Below are 14856 nucleotides of genomic sequence, written 5' to 3'. Positions count from 1 at the left end.
GGCGATCGCTCACAGGTTCTGGTAATTCGGTCCGGAGCCGCCTTCCGGCGTCACCCAGTCGATGATCGCGTAGGGGTCCTTGATGTCGCAGGTCTTGCAGTGCACGCAGTTGGCGGCGTTGATCTGCAGGCGCTTGCCGGCCGCGTCGTCGACGATCTCGTACACCGCCGCCGGGCAGAAGCGCGTGCAGGGATTGTCGTATTCCTCGGTGCAGCGGGTCACGCAGATCTGCGGATCGCGCACGTGCAGGTGCACCGGCTGATCCTCGTCGTGCTCGGTGGCAGCGAAGTACACGCCCTGCAGGCGGTCGCGCGGGGCCAACTCGCGCTGCACATAGTCGCGCTTGGGCTGCTCGTGCTCGCCCAGCCGGTCCAGGCTCTTCCAGTCGGCGCCGACCTTCAGCGTCCACGGCGAGGCGCCCTTGACCAGGGTTTCCCAGGCGCCGTTGAGCAGGCCGAACCACAGGCCCTTCTTGAAGCCGGGCTTGATGTTGCGCACCTGGCGCAATTCGGCCATCACCTCCGAGCCGCGCAGGCGCGCGTCGAAGCCGGCCGGGTCCAGCGCGGCGCCGGCGGCGAGGTGCTCGGCGGCGAGCATGCCGCTGCGGATCGCCTGGTGGGTGCCCTTGATCTTGGGCACGTTGAGCAGGCCGGCGGTATCGCCGATCAGCAGCGCGCCGGGCATCTCCACCTTCGGCAGCGACTGCCAGCCGCCGCTGGCGATGGCGCGCGCGCCGGCCGAGAGGATGGTGCCGCCTTCCAGCAGCGACTTCATCATCGGGTGGTTCTTCCACTGCTGGAACGCTTCCCACGGCCGGTATTCGGGGTCGTGGTAGTCCAGGCCGCTGACGTAGCCCAGCGCCACCTGGTTGTTCTCCAGGTGATACAGGAAGCTGCCGCCATAGGTCTTGCTGTCGGCCGGCCAGCCCAGGGTATGCACGATCCTGCCGGGGCTGACGCGGCCCTCGGGCAGCTGCCACAGTTCCTTGATGCCGATCGAGAACGCCTGCGGATCGTGGCCGGCGTCGAGCGCGAAGCGCGCGATCAGGCGCTTGGTCAGATGTCCGCGCGCGCCTTCGGCCAGCACCGTGACCTTGGCGTGGATGTCGATGCCGGCGGTGTAGCCGGGCTTGTGCGATCCGTCCTTGGCCACGCCCATGTCGCCGATGCGCACGCCCAGCACCGTGCCGTCCTCGGCGTGCAGGGTCTCGGCGGCGGCGAAGCCGGGGTAGATCTCCACGCCCAGCGCTTCGGCCTGCGGCGCCAGCCAGGCGCATAGGGCGCCGAGGCTGACGATGAAGTTGCCATGGTTGCGCATGCCCGGCGGCACCATCGGGAACTTGTGCCCACCGTCCTTGCTCAGGTACCAGAACTCGTCCTCGGCCGCCGGCACGCAGATCGGCGGCGGGTTGTCGCGCCAGCCCGGCAGCAGCGCGTCCAGCGGCGCCGGTTCGATCACCGCGCCGGACAGGATGTGCGCGCCGATGGTGCTGGCCTTCTCGATCACGCAGACCGAGAGGTCGGGATTGAGCTGCTTGAGCCGGATCGCGAACGCCAACCCGGCCGGACCCGCGCCGACGGTGACGACGTCGTATTCCATGACGTCGCGCTCCACTGGCTGCGGCGCGTTGGCGCCGCCCTCGGTTCCCGTCATCTGCTCCGCTCCCGTTGGCTCGTTCTGGCTGCCCGCATTTTCAGGGTTTGCGCGTGAAGGGGCAAATTCCGCACGCTGGCGTATGGTGGCGGCCGGCATGCTAGCGTGGCGCAATGGACCTGGACCTGCCCGGCGCCGATCTGCGCTGGTATCCCGAGTGGCTGGACCCGGCGACGGCGGCCGCGCTGTGCGCGCAGTTGCTGCGCGAGGTGCCGTGGGAGGTGCACCGGATCCGGCTGTTCGGAAAGCTGGTCGATTCGCCACGGCTGAGTTGCTGGATCGGCGATGCGGACGCCAGCTACCGCTATTCCGGCACCCGTTTCGCGCCGCATCCGTGGCTGGCGGCGCTGCTGCCGTTGCGTGCGAGGCTGGCGGCCGAGACCGGGGTGGCGTTCAACAGCGTACTCGCCAACCGCTATCGCGATGGCCGCGATGCGATGGGCTGGCACAGCGACGACGAGCGCGAACTCGGCCCGTCCCCGGTAATCGCCTCGCTGAGCCTGGGCGCGCCGCGCCGCTTCGTGCTGCGCCATCGCCAGCAGCCGGCGCTGCGCCAGGCGCTGGAGCTGACCTCCGGGGGGCTGCTGCTGATGGCGGGCGACACCCAGCGTCTGTACCGGCACGCCTTGCCGCGCACCGCCAGGCCGGTTGGCGAGCGGATCAACCTGACGTTCCGTCGGATCGTCTAGCGCCCACCCTTCTCCCACCGGGAGAAGGTGCCCCGAAGGGGCGGATGCGGGTCGGGTTGCTAGGGAGGCATCTGGAGGAACAGGGGCTCCCTGGCCGCCGTACCCTCACCCCCGGCCCCTCTCCCGATGGGAGAGGGGAGCAAAGCTGGCGTGGCATGGGCTTACTGGGCCGGCGCGCACGCGCCGGTCGCTGCCCCAGCGAAAGGTCCGAATGCTGCAACCGCATCCCTTCTCCCACCGGGAGAAGGTGCCCCGAAGGGGCGGATGCGGGTCGGGTTGCTGGGGAGGCATCTGGAGGAACAGGGGCTCCCTGGCCGCCGTACCCTCACCCCCCGGCCCCTCTCCCGGTGGGAGAGGAGAGCAAAGCTGGCGTGGTATGGGCTTACTGGGCCGGCGCGCACGCGCCGGTCGCTGCCCCAGCGAAAGGTCCGAATGCCGCAACCGCATCCCTTCTCCCACCGGGAGAAGGTGCCCCGAAGGGGCGGATGCGGGTCGGGTTGCTAGGGAGGCATCTGGAGGAACAGGGGCTCCCTGGCCGCCGTACCCTCACCCCCGGCCCCTCTCCCGATGGGAGAGGGGAGCAAAGCTGGCGTGGCATGGGCTTACTGGGCCGGCGCGCACGCGCCGGTCGCTGCCCCAGCGAAAGGTCCGAATGCTGCAACCGCATCCCTTCTCCCACCGGGAGAAGGTGCCCCGAAGGGGCGGATGCGGGTCGGGTTGCTGGGGAGGCATCTGGAGGAACAGGGGCTCCCTGGCCGCCGTACCCTCACCCCCCGGCCCCTCTCCCGGTGGGAGAGGAGAGCAAAGCTGGCGTGGTATGGGCTTACTGGGCCGGCGCGCACGCGCCGGTCGCTGCCCCAGCGAAAGGTCCGAATGCCGCAACCGCATCCCTTCTCCCACCGGGAGAAGGTGCCCCGAAGGGGCGGATGCGGGTCGGGTTGCCAGGGAGGCATCTGGAGGAACAGGGGCTCCCTGGCCGCCGTACCCTCACCCCCGGCCCCTCTCCCGGTGGGAGAGGGGAGTCAGTCAGCGCCGCGGCGGCTTCGGGCGGGCTGGCGGCGGAACGCTGGGGGCCAGTGCGGTGGCGGCGTCGGCCTGGCCCTGTTGCAGGGTCCAGCCGACCACGTCGTGGCCGATCTGCGACAGCGCCTTGGCGAAGGCATCGACCACCTGCGATTCGGCGGTGCCGGCGGCCGGCTCGGTCACCAGGAAGGTGCGCGAGGCGACCACGCGCTGGTCGGCGCTGTACAGCAGCTTGGCGTTGAGTTCGATGGTGGCCGACGGCACCGCGCGCCCGGCGTAGTCCGATTCGAAGCGGCGCAGGTCCAGCAGCAGCTTGTAGTCGGCGCGGATGCCGGTGCCGAGCCGGGCCACGCCCGGAATGCGCCCGGAATCCTCGAACCCGCGCAGCAGCATGTCCTCGAGCATGTCGGTAGCCGGCTGCGCCCAGCTGACGCCGCCGTACACCTGCAGTTCGTCCGGGGTCGGGCGCACCGCGATGCGCGAACTGTCGACCACGCGCGCGGCGCTGGGCTTGGTCAGCGCCAGTTGCCACGTCACCTGCGGCCAGGCCGGGTCCGCGGTCACCCGCACGTCGGGCGCGTAAATCGTCACCGGCTCCTTGCTGCCGCCCGGCAGCGAACAGCCGGCCAGCAGCAGGGCCGGCACCGCGAGCAGGAGGAAGGCGCGCATCGGCTTCATTTGGGTTTGAACTCCTTCGGGGCGTCGCGGCCGAGCAGGTAGCGCGCGGGGTTGTTGTCCAGGCGGTCGCTGACCCGGCGCAGGTCGCGGATCAGGCCGCGCAGTTCGGTCAGGGTCGGGCCGAGCTGGCCGAGGCCGTCGTTGGCGAAGCTGTTGATCGCCGAGCGGTTCTCGCCAAGGATCTTGTCGGCATTGCCGGCGGCCGAATCCAGCTTGCTCAGCGTGTCCTCCAGCTTGTCCAGGATCGGTGGCAGCTGCTGCACCAGGTTCTGGTCCAGGCGCTGGATGGTGCCGTTGGTGGTCTTGAGCGTGGTGTCCAGGTTGCGCGCGGCGTCGCGCGCGCTGACGATCAGCGACTGCATGCCCTGGTCGCGGTCGGCCAGGCCGCCGCTGATGGTCTCCAGGTTGTGCAGGGTGGCGGTGATGCTGGCGACATTGCGGTCGCTGAGCACTTCGTCCAGGCGCTCGACGATGCGGTTGGCGGTGTCGGTGATGTTCTGCAGCGCCGAGGGCGTGGTCTGGATGATCGGCGCATCGCTGTTGTCGATCGAGGTCAGCGTCGGCGCTTCCGGGGTACCGCCGGAGAGCTGGATGATCGACGGCCCGGTCAGGCTGGTGATGCCCAGCTTGGCACGGGTGTCGCTCTTGATCGGCGTGGTCGAGTTGACCCGGATCCGCGCCACCACCTGGCGCGGGTCGTTCGGCGCCAGGGTCAGCTCGGTGATCGAGCCCACCGCGATGCCGTTGTACTGCACCGGGCTGCCGACCGACAGGCCGGTCACCGCCTCGCGGAAGACCACGCGGTATTCCTGCCAGGTGCGGTCGGAGGAGTACTTGGCGGCCCAGAGTCCGAACAGCAGCAGCGCGATCCCCACCACGATGGTGAAGGCGCCGATCAGCACGTAATTGGCTTTGGTTTCCATGGGCTCAGCGGGTCTCGGTCCAGGCGGTCTTGGCATCGCGTGCGGCGCGGGCGCGCGGGCCGTGGAAATATTCTTGGATCCACGGATGGTCCACTTGCTCGATCTCGGCCAGCGGCGCGTTGGCGATGACCTTGCGGTCGGCCAGCACCGCCACGCGGTCGCAGATAGCGTACAAGGTGTCCAGGTCGTGGGTGATGAGGAACACGGTCAGGCCCAGCGCTTCCTGCAGGGTGCGGATCAGCCGGTCGAAGGCGGCCGCGCCGATCGGGTCCAGGCCGGCGGTGGGTTCGTCCAGGAACAGCAGCGGCGGGTCCAGCGCCAGCGCGCGCGCCAGCCCGGCGCGCTTGCGCATGCCGCCGGACAGCTGCGAGGGCAGCTTGTTCAGCGCGTCGGCGGGCAGGCCGGCCAGCTTGACCTTCAGCAGCGCCAGCTCGTAATGCCAGCTGTCGGGCAGTTCGCCGAAATGCTCCTTCAGCGGCACCTGCACGTTTTCGCCGACGGTCAGCGAGGAGAACAGCGCCCCGTCCTGGAACAGCACGCCGGTATTGCGCTCCACGTGCAGGCGATCGGCGCGGCGGCCGGAATCGGTATCCACGCCGAGCACCTGGATCTTGCCGGCATCGGGTTCGCGCAGGCCGAGGATGGTGCGCATCAGCACCGACTTGCCGGTACCCGACCCGCCGACCACGCCGAGGATCTCGCCGCGGCGCACGTCCAGGTCCAGGTCCTCGTGCACGGTCTGGCTGCCGAAGCGGTTGACCAGGCCGCGCACGGAGATGGCGAGTTCCTGGTCGGGAATCGGGAGTGGGGAATCGGGAATGGTCAAGGCGTGCACTCCCGGCCGACGTCGCTGACGCAGCCGGCGTTCCCCATTCCCGATTCTCGATTTTCGATTCCCGGCTTCAACTCACCACCCCATGTTCATGAACCACAGCGCGGCGATCGCGTCGATGATGATCACCAGCGAGATCGTCTGCACCACGCTGGAGGTGGTGCGCTCGCCCACCGACTGCGCGGTGCCTTCCACCCGCAGCCCTTCCAGGCAGCCGATCAGGCCGATCACGATGGCGAAGATCGGTGCCTTGGACAGGCCGACCAGCATGTGCCGGATCTGGATGGTGTCGTGCATGCGCGCCAGGTACATCTGCGGCGGGATGCCCAGGTCGAAGGCGCCGACGGTGACGCCGCCGGCCAGGCCGGCGATCATCGCCACGAAGGTCAGCAGCGGCAGCATCAGCAGCAGCGCCACCAGCCGCGGGATCACCAGCAGGTCCATCGGGTCCAGGCCCAGGGTCTGGATCGCGTCGACCTCTTCGCGCGCCTTCATCGCGCCGATCTGCGCGGTGAAGGCGCTGGCGGTGCGCCCGGCCAGCACGATCGCGGTCAGCAGCACCGCGAACTCTCGCAGGAAGGCGATGCTGACCAGTTCCACCACGTAGATCTCGGCGCCGAAGTCGCGCAGGATGGTGGAGCCGAGGAAGGCGATCACCGCGCCGACCAGATACGACAGCAGCGCCACCAGCGGCACCGCGTCCAGGCCGACCTGCTCCATGTGGTGCACGGTGGCGGTCAGGCGGAACCGGCGCGGCGCGTGCAGCAGCCGCAGCAGCTTGACCAGGGTCTCGCCGAGGAAACCGACCAGGGCGACGATTTCCTTGCCGTTGCGGTGCACCGCATAGCCCAGGCGTTCCAGCGCCGCGGCGAAACCGTAGTCGCGCTTGCGCTTAGGGCGGTCGTCGGCCACGTCCTCGATGGTCGAGACCAGCGCGCGATGGTCCTGGCGAAAATCCACCGCCTCGTGGGCGATGCCGTTGCGGGTGGCGTAGCGCATCAGCTGCAGCACCCCGGCCGAATCCAGCTGGCCGATGCCGCTGGCGTCGATGCCGGTGGTGCCGGCCGGCATGCCGCGCAGCACTTCCGAGGAGGCCAGGGCGGTGGCCAGGGTCCAACTGCCGGTCAGCCGCACCCGCGAGGGGTCTCGGTCGTCCTGGCTGAGTTTGGGCGGTTGCGGTTCGATCATGGGGGCGTCCGGTGCGCGAGCATACCTGTTTCGCCCGTGTTGCAGATGTGGTGATCGCGACAGGGTGGCCGGGCGCGGCGTTGGCGCCATACTAGCCGACATGCCCGCCGCTCCCACCGTCAGTCCCTCCGCCAATGCGACCTACGCGCAGCGCATCGCCTTTGTCTCCGACATCGCCGGGCGACTGCACACCTACGGCACCACCGCGCAGCGGCTGGAGGCGGCGGTGGTGGCGCTGTCGCAGCAACTGGACCTGGATTGCGAGCCCTGGTCCAACCCGACCGGGCTGATCCTCAGCTTCAGCGACCCGACCAAGGCGATCGGCTCCAGCGACATCACCCGCGTGGTGCGGCTGGCGCCCGGCGACAACGACCTGCACAAGCTCAGCGTCGCCGACCGCATCGCCGACGACGTGGCCAGCGGGCGCATGAGCGTGGCCCAGGGCCACACCGCGCTGCGCCAGCTGGATCAGCCGCCGGGACGGCGCTGGATGGCGATGCAGGTGCTGGGGTTCGGCCTGGCCGCGGCCGGCGTGGCCGGGCTGTGGCGCCTGCCGTGGCTGGACATCGCCACCGCCACCGTGATCGGCCTGCTGATCGGCGTGCTGACCCAGCTCACCGACAAGCGTCCGGCGACCAAGGAAGCCAACGACGCGCTGGCGGCGCTGCTGGCCGGTTTCGTCGCGACCCTGGTGGCCAGCTTCGTGGCGCCGCTCAATCTCAACACGGTGATCATCGCCTCGCTGGTGGTGCTGCTGCCCGGCATGGCGCTGACCAATGCGGTCAACGAACTGACCAGCCAGCACTGGGTGTCGGGCACGGCGCGCTTCGCCGGCGCGGTCACCACCGTCGTCAAGCTGACCGTCGGCGCGGTGATCGCGGTGACCCTGGCGCAGCTGCTCGGCCTGGAGCCGATGGTGCGGGCATCGCGGCCGCAGCACGGTTGGGTGGAATGGGCCTCGCTGCTGGTCGCCGCCTACGCGTTCGCGCTGCTGTTCAAGGCCAGCGGCCGCGATTACCCGTTCGTGATGGCGGCCTCGGCGGCCGGCTATGTGATCGCGCGCTTCGCCGGCGACGCCTGGGGCAGCCCGGTCGGCATCTTCCTGTCGGCGATGGTGTTGACCGCCGCCGGCAATCTGTTCGGGCGCATCGTGCAGCGGCCGGGCGCGCTGGTGCGGCTGCCGGGCATCATCATGCTGGTGCCCGGCAGCGCCAGCCTGCGCGGGTTGTTGACCCTGGTGCAGCAGCAGGACGTACTCGGCGGGCAATCGGCGTTGCTGACGGTGACCAATATCGTGATGGCGCTGGTCGCCGGCCTGCTGTTCGGCAATCTGTTGGTGCCGGCGCGCAAGAATCTTTGAAGACTGAAACGAAAAACGCCGGCATGGCCGGCGTTCTTCGTGACGGCTGTCGCGGCGAATCAGGCCTTCGGCGCGGGGGTCTTGCTGGCCTTCTTGGCAATGCGCTTGGCGGCCTTCTTGGCGGTTTTCTTGGCCGGTGCGGCGGATTTGGCGGCGGCGCCGGCGATCAGGAAATCCTCGACCTTCTTGCCCTTGGCGACCAGATCGGCCAGCCAGCGCGGCTGCTTGCCGCGGCCGGTCCAGGTGTCGGCGGCATTGGCGGGATTGCGGTACTTCGGCGGCACCTTGCCCAGTTTGCGGCCCGGCTTCGGACCCGGCTTGCCAGCCTTGCGGCCGCGTGCGGCGGGCGCGCCGCCGAAGACTTCCTCGATGCTGTAGCCGTGGCTCTTGGCCAGGCGCGCCAGCTGGGTGCGGACCTTGGCGATGGGAGTGCGCTTGGCGACGATGGACTGCTGCTTCTTGGCGGTCTTGATGAGGGCGCCCAATTGCTTGGCGGACAGGCCGCTGAGATCGATGGTCATCTTTGCTCCGGAAAATGGGTGGTGTCCGTTCGCCATTCCCTGGCAACCGCGAAAGCATAATGATGCTTTATCGGATTGACAAATATCAGGCTTATTCGCGGCAGGCATTTGCAAGTGGAATGCCGCTGCAGTATTCGTCTGCCGTTGTATACCCGCTGTATTCAATTGCGGCAGTAGCGCGAAGATTTCGCTTATGGGCGTGACGATAGCGTAAAAAGGCCGGGATATACTCCCGGCCCCATTCTTCAGCCCTGCAGTCGCGCCAGCAGCGCGCTGCGATCCAGGTGCTCGGCATCGCCGCCGCTGCGCGCGCGATATTCGAAGGTGCCGGCGGCCAGGCCGCGTTCGGACACCACCACGCGGTGCGGAATGCCGATCAGTTCGATGTCGGCGAACATCGCGCCGGCGCGCAGTCCGCGGTCGTCCAGCACCGCATCCAGCCCGGCCTGCTGCAGTTCCGCCAGCAACGCCTCGCCGGCGGCATCGACCGCCGGATCGCGCTTGGGATTGATCACGCACACCGCCACCGTCCACGGCGCCATCGGCTGCGGCCAGCGGATGCCGGCGTCGTCGTGGTTCTGTTCGATCGCCGCGGCGACGATGCGGGAGATGCCGATGCCGTAGCAGCCCATCGCCAGCGTCACGGTCTTGCCGTTCTCGTCCACCACCGTGGCGTCCAGCGCCTGTGCGTACTGGCGGCCGAGCTGGAACACATGGCCGACCTCGATGCCGCGGGCCAGGCGGATCTCGCCGCCATCGGGCGCGCGCTCGCCCTCGACCACGTTGCGCAGGTCGGCGACGGCGTCCGGCTCCGGTAGGTCGCGGCCCCAGTTGACCCCGGCCAGGTGGAAGCCGGGTTCGTTGGCGCCGACCACGAAGTCGGCCAGCGCCGCGACGTCGCGGTCGGCGACCACGCGGATCGGCTGGCGCGGACCCAGCGGGCCGAGGAAGCCCGGTTCGCTGCCCAGGTGCGCGAGGATCTCGGCCTCGTTGGCCATGCGGTAGCCGGCCAGGCCGGCGACCTTGCCCAGCTTGATCTCGTTGACCGTGTGGTCGCCGCGCACCAGCGCCAGCACGAAGGTTTCGCCGGCCATCACCGCCACCGACTTGACCGTGCGCTGCAGCGGGAGGCCGAGCAGTTCGGCCACCGCCTCGCAGGTCTTCTGGGTGGGCGTGGCGACCTTGCGCAGGTCCTCGCTGGCCGCCGCGCGCGGCGCCGGCGCCGCGGCGATCGCCGCCTCGACGTTGGCCGCGTAGTCCGAGCCGGTGGAGAACGCCAGCGAATCCTCGCCGGAGGCGGCCAGCACGTGGAATTCCTGCGAGGCGTCGCCGCCGATGTCGCCGGAATCGGCCTGCACCGCGCGGAACTGCAGTCCCAGGCGGGTGAAGATGCGGGTGTAGGCCGCCTTCATGTTCTCGTACTCGCGCGCCAGGTCCTCATCGCTGAGATGGAACGAGTAGGCGTCCTTCATCAGGAACTCGCGCGCGCGCATCACCCCGAAACGCGGGCGGATCTCGTCGCGGAACTTGGTCTGGATCTGGTAGAAGTTGACCGGCAGCTGCTTGTAGCTGTTCAGCTCCTGCCGTGCGAAATCGGCGGCGGCCTCCTCGGCGGTCGGGCTGTAGCAGTAGTCCTGCTCCTTGCGGTCCTGCATGCGCAGCATCAGGCCGCCGAACTTGCTCCAGCGCCCGGTGGCGTCCCACAGCTCGCGCGGCTGGATGGTCGGGAACAGCACTTCCAGGGCGCCGGCGCGGTTCATTTCCTCGCGCACCACCGTTTCCACCTTGCGCAGCACGCGCAGGCCCAGCGGCGACCAGGTGTACAGGCCGGAGGCGAGCTTGCGGATCATGCCCGCGCGCAGCATCAGCTTGTGGCTGATCAGTTCGGCGTCGGCCGGGGTTTCCTTGGTGGTGTGCAGGTGGAACTGGGAAAGGCGCATCGAGGGGCTTCGCAGACGGCGGGTCGCCCATTTTGCCAGTCATTGCCGGCGCTGCGGGCATCGCCCGCGGCTGGCCTGACGTGTTCGGGTTACTTGGCGGGCGCGGCCGCCGGGCTGCAGTAGGCCTTGATCGCGGCTTCGGCCAGGGCCTTCTGCGCATCGCGCTGGGATGCGTCCAGTTCCCCGTCCGGCTTGCCGTCGCCATCGTTGTCGGTGGCGATCTTGCCGGGCTTGCCGAGGATGTCCAGGTTCTTGCGCGCGGTCTGGCACTGGCCGTTCTCGGCCGGGGCCGCCGCGGGCGTCTCGGCCGGGGCGTCGCCGCGGGTGTCGACCTTGCGGACCTGGTACTTGCCGCCGGGGGGCGGGGTCTCGGCATAGTGGGTGACGCCCTGCGCGTCCTTCCACTGGTACAGGGTGGTGGCGCCGAGCATGCCGCTGACGGCGAGCAGGGGCAGGCAGCAAAACCGGGGCAGGGCGCGCATCGCGGTCTCCAGGGCGCGGCGGGAGCGCCGATTGCAGCACCCGCCGACGCGCCTGGCAAGTCGATTAGACTGAGGGGATGGACCCATCCCGACCGCCCCCCCGTTCGCGCACCATCTACCTGCTGCCGAACCTGTTCACCACCGCCGGCCTGTTCTCCGGCTTCTACGCCATCATCGCCGCCGCCAACGGCCAGTTCGTGCACGCCAGCGTGGCGGTGTTCGTGGCCGCGGTGATGGACGGGCTGGACGGGCGCGTGGCGCGGCTGACCGGCACCAGCAGCGAATTCGGCGTGCAGTACGACTCGCTGGCCGACCTGGTCAGCTTCGGCATGGCGCCGGCGCTGGTGATGTACCACTGGTCGCTGTCGGCGCTGAAGTTCGACGGCAGCATGCTGGGCCGGGTCGGCTGGTCGGCGGCGTTCCTGTACGCGGCCTGCGCCGCGCTGCGCCTGGCCCGCTTCAATACCCAGGTCGGCACCGTCGACAAGCGCTGGTTCGTGGGCCTGGCCAGCCCGGCCGCGGCGGGGCTGATGATGGCCTTCGTGTGGTCCTTCGCCGACGGCTCGCTGGGCTGGGACGGCGAACAGCTGCGCTACGTGGCCCTGGGCCTGACCGTGACCGCGGCGCTGCTGATGGTCAGCCGCATCCGCTTCTGGAGCTTCAAGGGCAGCGGCGAGAAGGGCCCGCGCACCGACCGGGTGCCGTTCCTGATGCTGGTGCTGGCGCCGGTGGTACTGGCGGTGCTGGTGATCGACCTGGCGCGGGCGCTGCTGGCGATCGGCGTGCTGTACGCGCTGTCGGGGCCGTGCCTGTGGCTGTGGCGGCGCTGGCGCAGGGTGCCGGACGCGGCATGAGCGAGCACGCGTCCATGCACGCGCCGTTGTGGTCGGCCGAGCAGGTCGGCTGGCTGCAGGCGCTCGGCCATACCGTCTACGTGGATGCCGCGGCCGTGGTCGAACCGACGCCGCCGCCGGAGGTGGAGCCGGCGGTACCGGCGCAGCGGCAGGCGCCGATGCCGCCGCGGACGGCGTCTCCTGCCGAGGTGCCGGAGCGGCGCCGGGCGCCGCCGCCACCGGCGCCGGCGGTGCAGCCGGATGCGCCGCGAGTCGCACCCGTGGCGGGCGCGCGTCGGGTCGGGCTGCGCCTGCCCGACCGCCTGCAGATCGCCCTGCTGCGCGCCTCCAGCCTCAATCCCAACGATCCGGCCACGCAGGCGCTGATGGCGACCTGGCCGCTGGACGAGCTGCGCGGCAACGCCGCGGCCAAGCGCGCGCTGTGGCCGCAGTTGCGCGCGTTGCGCAAGCGGGCGCCGCGATGAGCGCGCTCGGCTCGGCGCCGGCGCCGATGGCCACGCTGCGCGCCTTGCGCGAGGCCGATCTGGACGCGGTCATGGAGATCGAGCGCCGCGCCTATCCGTTCCCCTGGACCCGCGGCATCTTCCGCGACTGCCTGCAGGCCGGCTACCCGGGCTGGGTGCTGGTGGAGGAGGGCACGATCGTCGGCTACGGGGTGATCAGCGTCGCCGCCGACGAGGCGCACATCCTCAACGTCTGCGTGGCGCCGGAGCGGCAGTCGCGCGGCTACGGCCGGCTGCTGCTGCGCGCGTTGATCAAGTACGGCGTCGACCTCGGCGCGCGCCGGGTGTTCCTGGAAGTGCGCCCGTCCAATCCCAACGCGATCGCCCTGTACCACAGCGAAGGCTTCAACGAGATCGGCCGGCGCCCGCGCTACTACCCGGCCGCGAACGGCCGCGAGGACGCGTTGGTGATGGCGATCGAGCTGTTCTTCGAAGGCATGTCCTGAGCCATCCTCGCGCCGCGCGCCGTTCGCGCGCCTGGCCGGTGCACAGCGCAGCGGCCGTTGGCGGATGTCGGGAGGGGCGCGCAATGCAAGCACGCCGCGTGCCGCGCGTTCCCCGCCCGCTTCCGACGTCAGGGGCGCCGCGGTGGCTTCCTGGTGCGGCGACATCGCCTGCCGATACGGACCCTGCCACCCCACCGGCATCGCGTCGGCGACAGGCGCGCTGACCGCCAACGGCGACGCGCACGCGGTCGGCGTCCGCCACGCGCGTTTGCGGCGTTCTGGCGCTGCGCCACGTCGATCCGCAATGTCGCCTCCTGTCGGTGGGACAGCGTTGTTGTCCCGCAGCGATGGCGCTGCGCCGCGTTGCGGCGTGCAGGCCATTCGTGCGCGGTGGATCACACATCGTGCGACTGGATCCTGGCGTCGCCTTGTTGCCTCTTTACACGCGCGTCGCCCTCCCTAAAGTGCGCGCCTCTTCGGCGCCTGCCTCCCACGCGGGCATGACCCGCAGTTGTCCGAGGGGACAGCGACCGCGCAGGCGTCGCCGTGGGTTCCGCTGCCGCGGAGCGCGCGCGTCTGCGTCCAAATCACGCATGCACACGAGGTTTCCAGGATGATCACCCAGTCCTTCATCGCTCCATCGCCGCTGCGCACATTCGGCCTGGCCCTGTGCCTGGCCGGCATCGCCGGGGCCGCCCATGCCGACGCCAGCCTGGAGGTCGCCAGTACCGGCTGGGCCACGCAGAACGGCGGCACCAAGGGCGGTTCCAAGGCCGCCGCGGCCGACGTCTACAGCGTCAGCACCGCCGCGCAGCTGAAGGCCGCGCTGAAGGCCAGCGCCGGCAGCAACGGCCGCATCATCAAGGTCAACGGCATCATCGACATCAGCGAAGGCACGCCCTACAGCACCACCGCGGACATGAAGAGCCGCGCGCGCCTGGACATCCCGACCAAGACCACGCTGATCGGCGTCGGCAGCAACGCCGAGATCCGCGAGGGCTACTTCTACGTCAAGGCCAACGACGTGATCGTGCGTAACCTGACCATCGAGAACCCGTGGGATCCGCAGCCGGTGTGGGATCCGGACGACGGCAGCGCCGGCAACTGGAATGCCGAATACGACGGCATGACCATCGAGGGCGCCAGCAACGTGTGGGTGGACCACGTCACCTTCACCGACGGCCGCCGCACCGACGACCAGAACGGCACCGCCAACGGCCGGCCCAAGCAGCACCACGACGGCGCGCTGGACATCAAGAAGGGCGCCAACTACGTGACCGTGTCGTACTCGGTGTTCAAGTCGCACGAGAAGAACAACCTGATCGGCTCCAGCGACAGCGCTTCCAGCACCGACAGCGGCAAGCTCAAGGTGACCATCCACAACACCCTGTTCGAGAACATCGCCGCGCGCGCGCCGCGGGTGCGCTTCGGCCAGGTGCACCTGTACAACAACTACCACGTGGGCAGCACCGGCAACGCGGTGTATCCGTTCTCCTACGCCCACGGCGTCGGCAAGGAGTCGAAGATCTTCTCCGAGAACAACGTCTTCGACATCGGCGGGGTGAGCGGCTGCGACAAGATCGCGGCGAACTACGGCGGCAGCGTCTACCGCGATTTCGGCTCGCTGCTCAACGGCCAGGCGCTGACCTGTTCGTGGAACAACAGCGTCGGTTGGACTCCGCCGTACACCTATTCGCTGCTGCCGGCGAACAAGGTGGCCGCGGACGTCAAGGCCAAGGCCGGCGCGGGCAAGCTCTGAGCCTG

General features: G+C 69.7%; 14 protein-coding genes. 6 read left to right on the top strand and 8 right to left on the bottom strand.

All coding sequences use genetic code 11. From position 1 onward, the window contains the following. Positions 1 to 9: 9 nt before the first annotated feature. Entirely contained in the window at positions 10 to 1653 is a 1644-nt protein-coding gene (locus tag NKJ47_RS18410; protein WP_254459184.1) for an electron transfer flavoprotein-ubiquinone oxidoreductase, read from the bottom strand. Between the two features lie 113 nt (positions 1654 to 1766). Between NKJ47_RS18410 and NKJ47_RS18405 the strand changes: the two genes are divergently transcribed. Then, a complete protein-coding gene (locus NKJ47_RS18405; protein WP_254459183.1) occupies positions 1767 to 2342 on the top strand; it encodes an alpha-ketoglutarate-dependent dioxygenase AlkB family protein in 576 nt (191 codons plus the stop codon). A 1026-nt stretch (positions 2343 to 3368) separates the two neighbouring features. Here NKJ47_RS18405 and NKJ47_RS18400 read toward each other — a convergent pair. The 4 genes from NKJ47_RS18400 to NKJ47_RS18385 all read right to left on the bottom strand — a co-directional run bounded on the left by NKJ47_RS18400 (position 3369) and on the right by NKJ47_RS18385 (position 6986). Continuing rightward, positions 3369 to 4043 (bottom strand): ABC-type transport auxiliary lipoprotein family protein, encoded by a 675-nt coding sequence (locus tag NKJ47_RS18400; protein WP_254459182.1) that lies wholly within the window; start codon positions 4041 to 4043, stop codon positions 3369 to 3371. Beyond that, the gene (locus NKJ47_RS18395; protein WP_019797240.1) at positions 4040 to 4966 is read right to left on the bottom strand and encodes an MlaD family protein; all 927 of its coding nucleotides are present in this window, start codon (positions 4964 to 4966) and stop codon (positions 4040 to 4042) included. Before NKJ47_RS18395 ends, NKJ47_RS18400 begins: the two co-directional genes overlap by 4 nt. Before the next feature lie 4 nt (positions 4967 to 4970). Then, positions 4971 to 5792, bottom strand: coding sequence for an ABC transporter ATP-binding protein (locus NKJ47_RS18390; RefSeq protein WP_254459181.1), 822 nt, complete (start codon positions 5790 to 5792; stop codon positions 4971 to 4973). An 81-nt stretch (positions 5793 to 5873) separates the two neighbouring features. Beyond that, complete coding sequence (locus NKJ47_RS18385) at positions 5874 to 6986, bottom strand: ABC transporter permease (protein ID WP_254459180.1); 1113 nt, start codon at positions 6984 to 6986, stop codon at positions 5874 to 5876. 100 nt (positions 6987 to 7086) lie between these two features. Between NKJ47_RS18385 and NKJ47_RS18380 the strand changes: the two genes are divergently transcribed. Then, positions 7087 to 8346, top strand: coding sequence for a threonine/serine ThrE exporter family protein (locus NKJ47_RS18380; protein WP_254459179.1), 1260 nt, complete (start codon positions 7087 to 7089; stop codon positions 8344 to 8346). A gap of 59 nt (positions 8347 to 8405) precedes the next feature. On the opposite strand, the gene NKJ47_RS18375 is transcribed toward NKJ47_RS18380, so the two are convergent. The 3 genes from NKJ47_RS18375 to NKJ47_RS18365 form a co-directional block, all read right to left on the bottom strand. Continuing rightward, on the bottom strand, positions 8406 to 8867 hold the full coding sequence (locus tag NKJ47_RS18375; RefSeq protein ID WP_254459178.1) for an H-NS family nucleoid-associated regulatory protein: 462 nt from the start codon (positions 8865 to 8867) through the stop codon (positions 8406 to 8408). A gap of 245 nt (positions 8868 to 9112) precedes the next feature. Next, entirely contained in the window at positions 9113 to 10807 is a 1695-nt protein-coding gene (locus NKJ47_RS18370; protein ID WP_254459177.1) for a proline--tRNA ligase, read from the bottom strand. An 89-nt stretch (positions 10808 to 10896) separates the two neighbouring features. Beyond that, on the bottom strand, positions 10897 to 11289 hold the full coding sequence (locus NKJ47_RS18365; RefSeq protein WP_254459176.1) for a DUF4124 domain-containing protein: 393 nt from the start codon (positions 11287 to 11289) through the stop codon (positions 10897 to 10899). 77 nt (positions 11290 to 11366) lie between these two features. On the opposite strand from NKJ47_RS18365, the gene pssA reads away from it, so the two are divergent. The 4 genes from pssA (at position 11367) to NKJ47_RS18345 (ending at position 14851) form a co-directional block, all read left to right on the top strand. Next, a complete protein-coding gene (gene pssA / locus NKJ47_RS18360; RefSeq protein ID WP_254459175.1) occupies positions 11367 to 12143 on the top strand; it encodes a CDP-diacylglycerol--serine O-phosphatidyltransferase in 777 nt (258 codons plus the stop codon). Between the two features lie 14 nt (positions 12144 to 12157). Beyond that, the gene (locus NKJ47_RS18355) at positions 12158 to 12607 is read left to right on the top strand and encodes an alanine acetyltransferase (protein WP_254461471.1); all 450 of its coding nucleotides are present in this window, start codon (positions 12158 to 12160) and stop codon (positions 12605 to 12607) included. Then, positions 12604 to 13092: a ribosomal protein S18-alanine N-acetyltransferase gene (gene rimI / locus NKJ47_RS18350; protein WP_254459174.1), complete on the top strand. Its 489-nt coding sequence runs from the start codon at positions 12604 to 12606 to the stop codon at positions 13090 to 13092. Before NKJ47_RS18355 ends, rimI begins: the two co-directional genes overlap by 4 nt. A gap of 613 nt (positions 13093 to 13705) precedes the next feature. Continuing rightward, entirely contained in the window at positions 13706 to 14851 is a 1146-nt protein-coding gene (locus tag NKJ47_RS18345) for a pectate lyase family protein (protein ID WP_254459173.1), read from the top strand. Positions 14852 to 14856 lie beyond the last annotated feature (5 nt).

Source organism: Xanthomonas sacchari (assembly GCF_024266585.1).
Lineage (GTDB): Bacteria > Pseudomonadota > Gammaproteobacteria > Xanthomonadales > Xanthomonadaceae > Xanthomonas_A > Xanthomonas_A sacchari_C.
Note: the sequence above shows the minus strand (reverse complement) of the source record. Positions and strands in the feature narration are given on the sequence as shown.

Coding starts and splice junctions, on each gene's coding strand:
- NKJ47_RS18410 (WP_254459184.1), bottom strand. CDS start 1,653: ATGACGGGAACCGAGGGCGGCGCCAACGCGCCGCAGCCAGTGGAGCGC.
- NKJ47_RS18405 (WP_254459183.1), top strand. CDS start 1,767: ATGGACCTGGACCTGCCCGGCGCCGATCTGCGCTGGTATCCCGAGTGG.
- NKJ47_RS18400 (WP_254459182.1), bottom strand. CDS start 4,043: ATGAAGCCGATGCGCGCCTTCCTCCTGCTCGCGGTGCCGGCCCTGCTG.
- NKJ47_RS18395 (WP_019797240.1), bottom strand. CDS start 4,966: ATGGAAACCAAAGCCAATTACGTGCTGATCGGCGCCTTCACCATCGTG.
- NKJ47_RS18385 (WP_254459180.1), bottom strand. CDS start 6,986: ATGATCGAACCGCAACCGCCCAAACTCAGCCAGGACGACCGAGACCCC.
- NKJ47_RS18380 (WP_254459179.1), top strand. CDS start 7,087: ATGCCCGCCGCTCCCACCGTCAGTCCCTCCGCCAATGCGACCTACGCG.
- NKJ47_RS18375 (WP_254459178.1), bottom strand. CDS start 8,867: ATGACCATCGATCTCAGCGGCCTGTCCGCCAAGCAATTGGGCGCCCTC.
- NKJ47_RS18370 (WP_254459177.1), bottom strand. CDS start 10,807: ATGCGCCTTTCCCAGTTCCACCTGCACACCACCAAGGAAACCCCGGCC.
- NKJ47_RS18365 (WP_254459176.1), bottom strand. CDS start 11,289: ATGCGCGCCCTGCCCCGGTTTTGCTGCCTGCCCCTGCTCGCCGTCAGC.
- pssA (WP_254459175.1), top strand. CDS start 11,367: ATGGACCCATCCCGACCGCCCCCCCGTTCGCGCACCATCTACCTGCTG.
- NKJ47_RS18355 (WP_254461471.1), top strand. CDS start 12,158: ATGCACGCGCCGTTGTGGTCGGCCGAGCAGGTCGGCTGGCTGCAGGCG.
- rimI (WP_254459174.1), top strand. CDS start 12,604: ATGAGCGCGCTCGGCTCGGCGCCGGCGCCGATGGCCACGCTGCGCGCC.
- NKJ47_RS18345 (WP_254459173.1), top strand. CDS start 13,706: ATGATCACCCAGTCCTTCATCGCTCCATCGCCGCTGCGCACATTCGGC.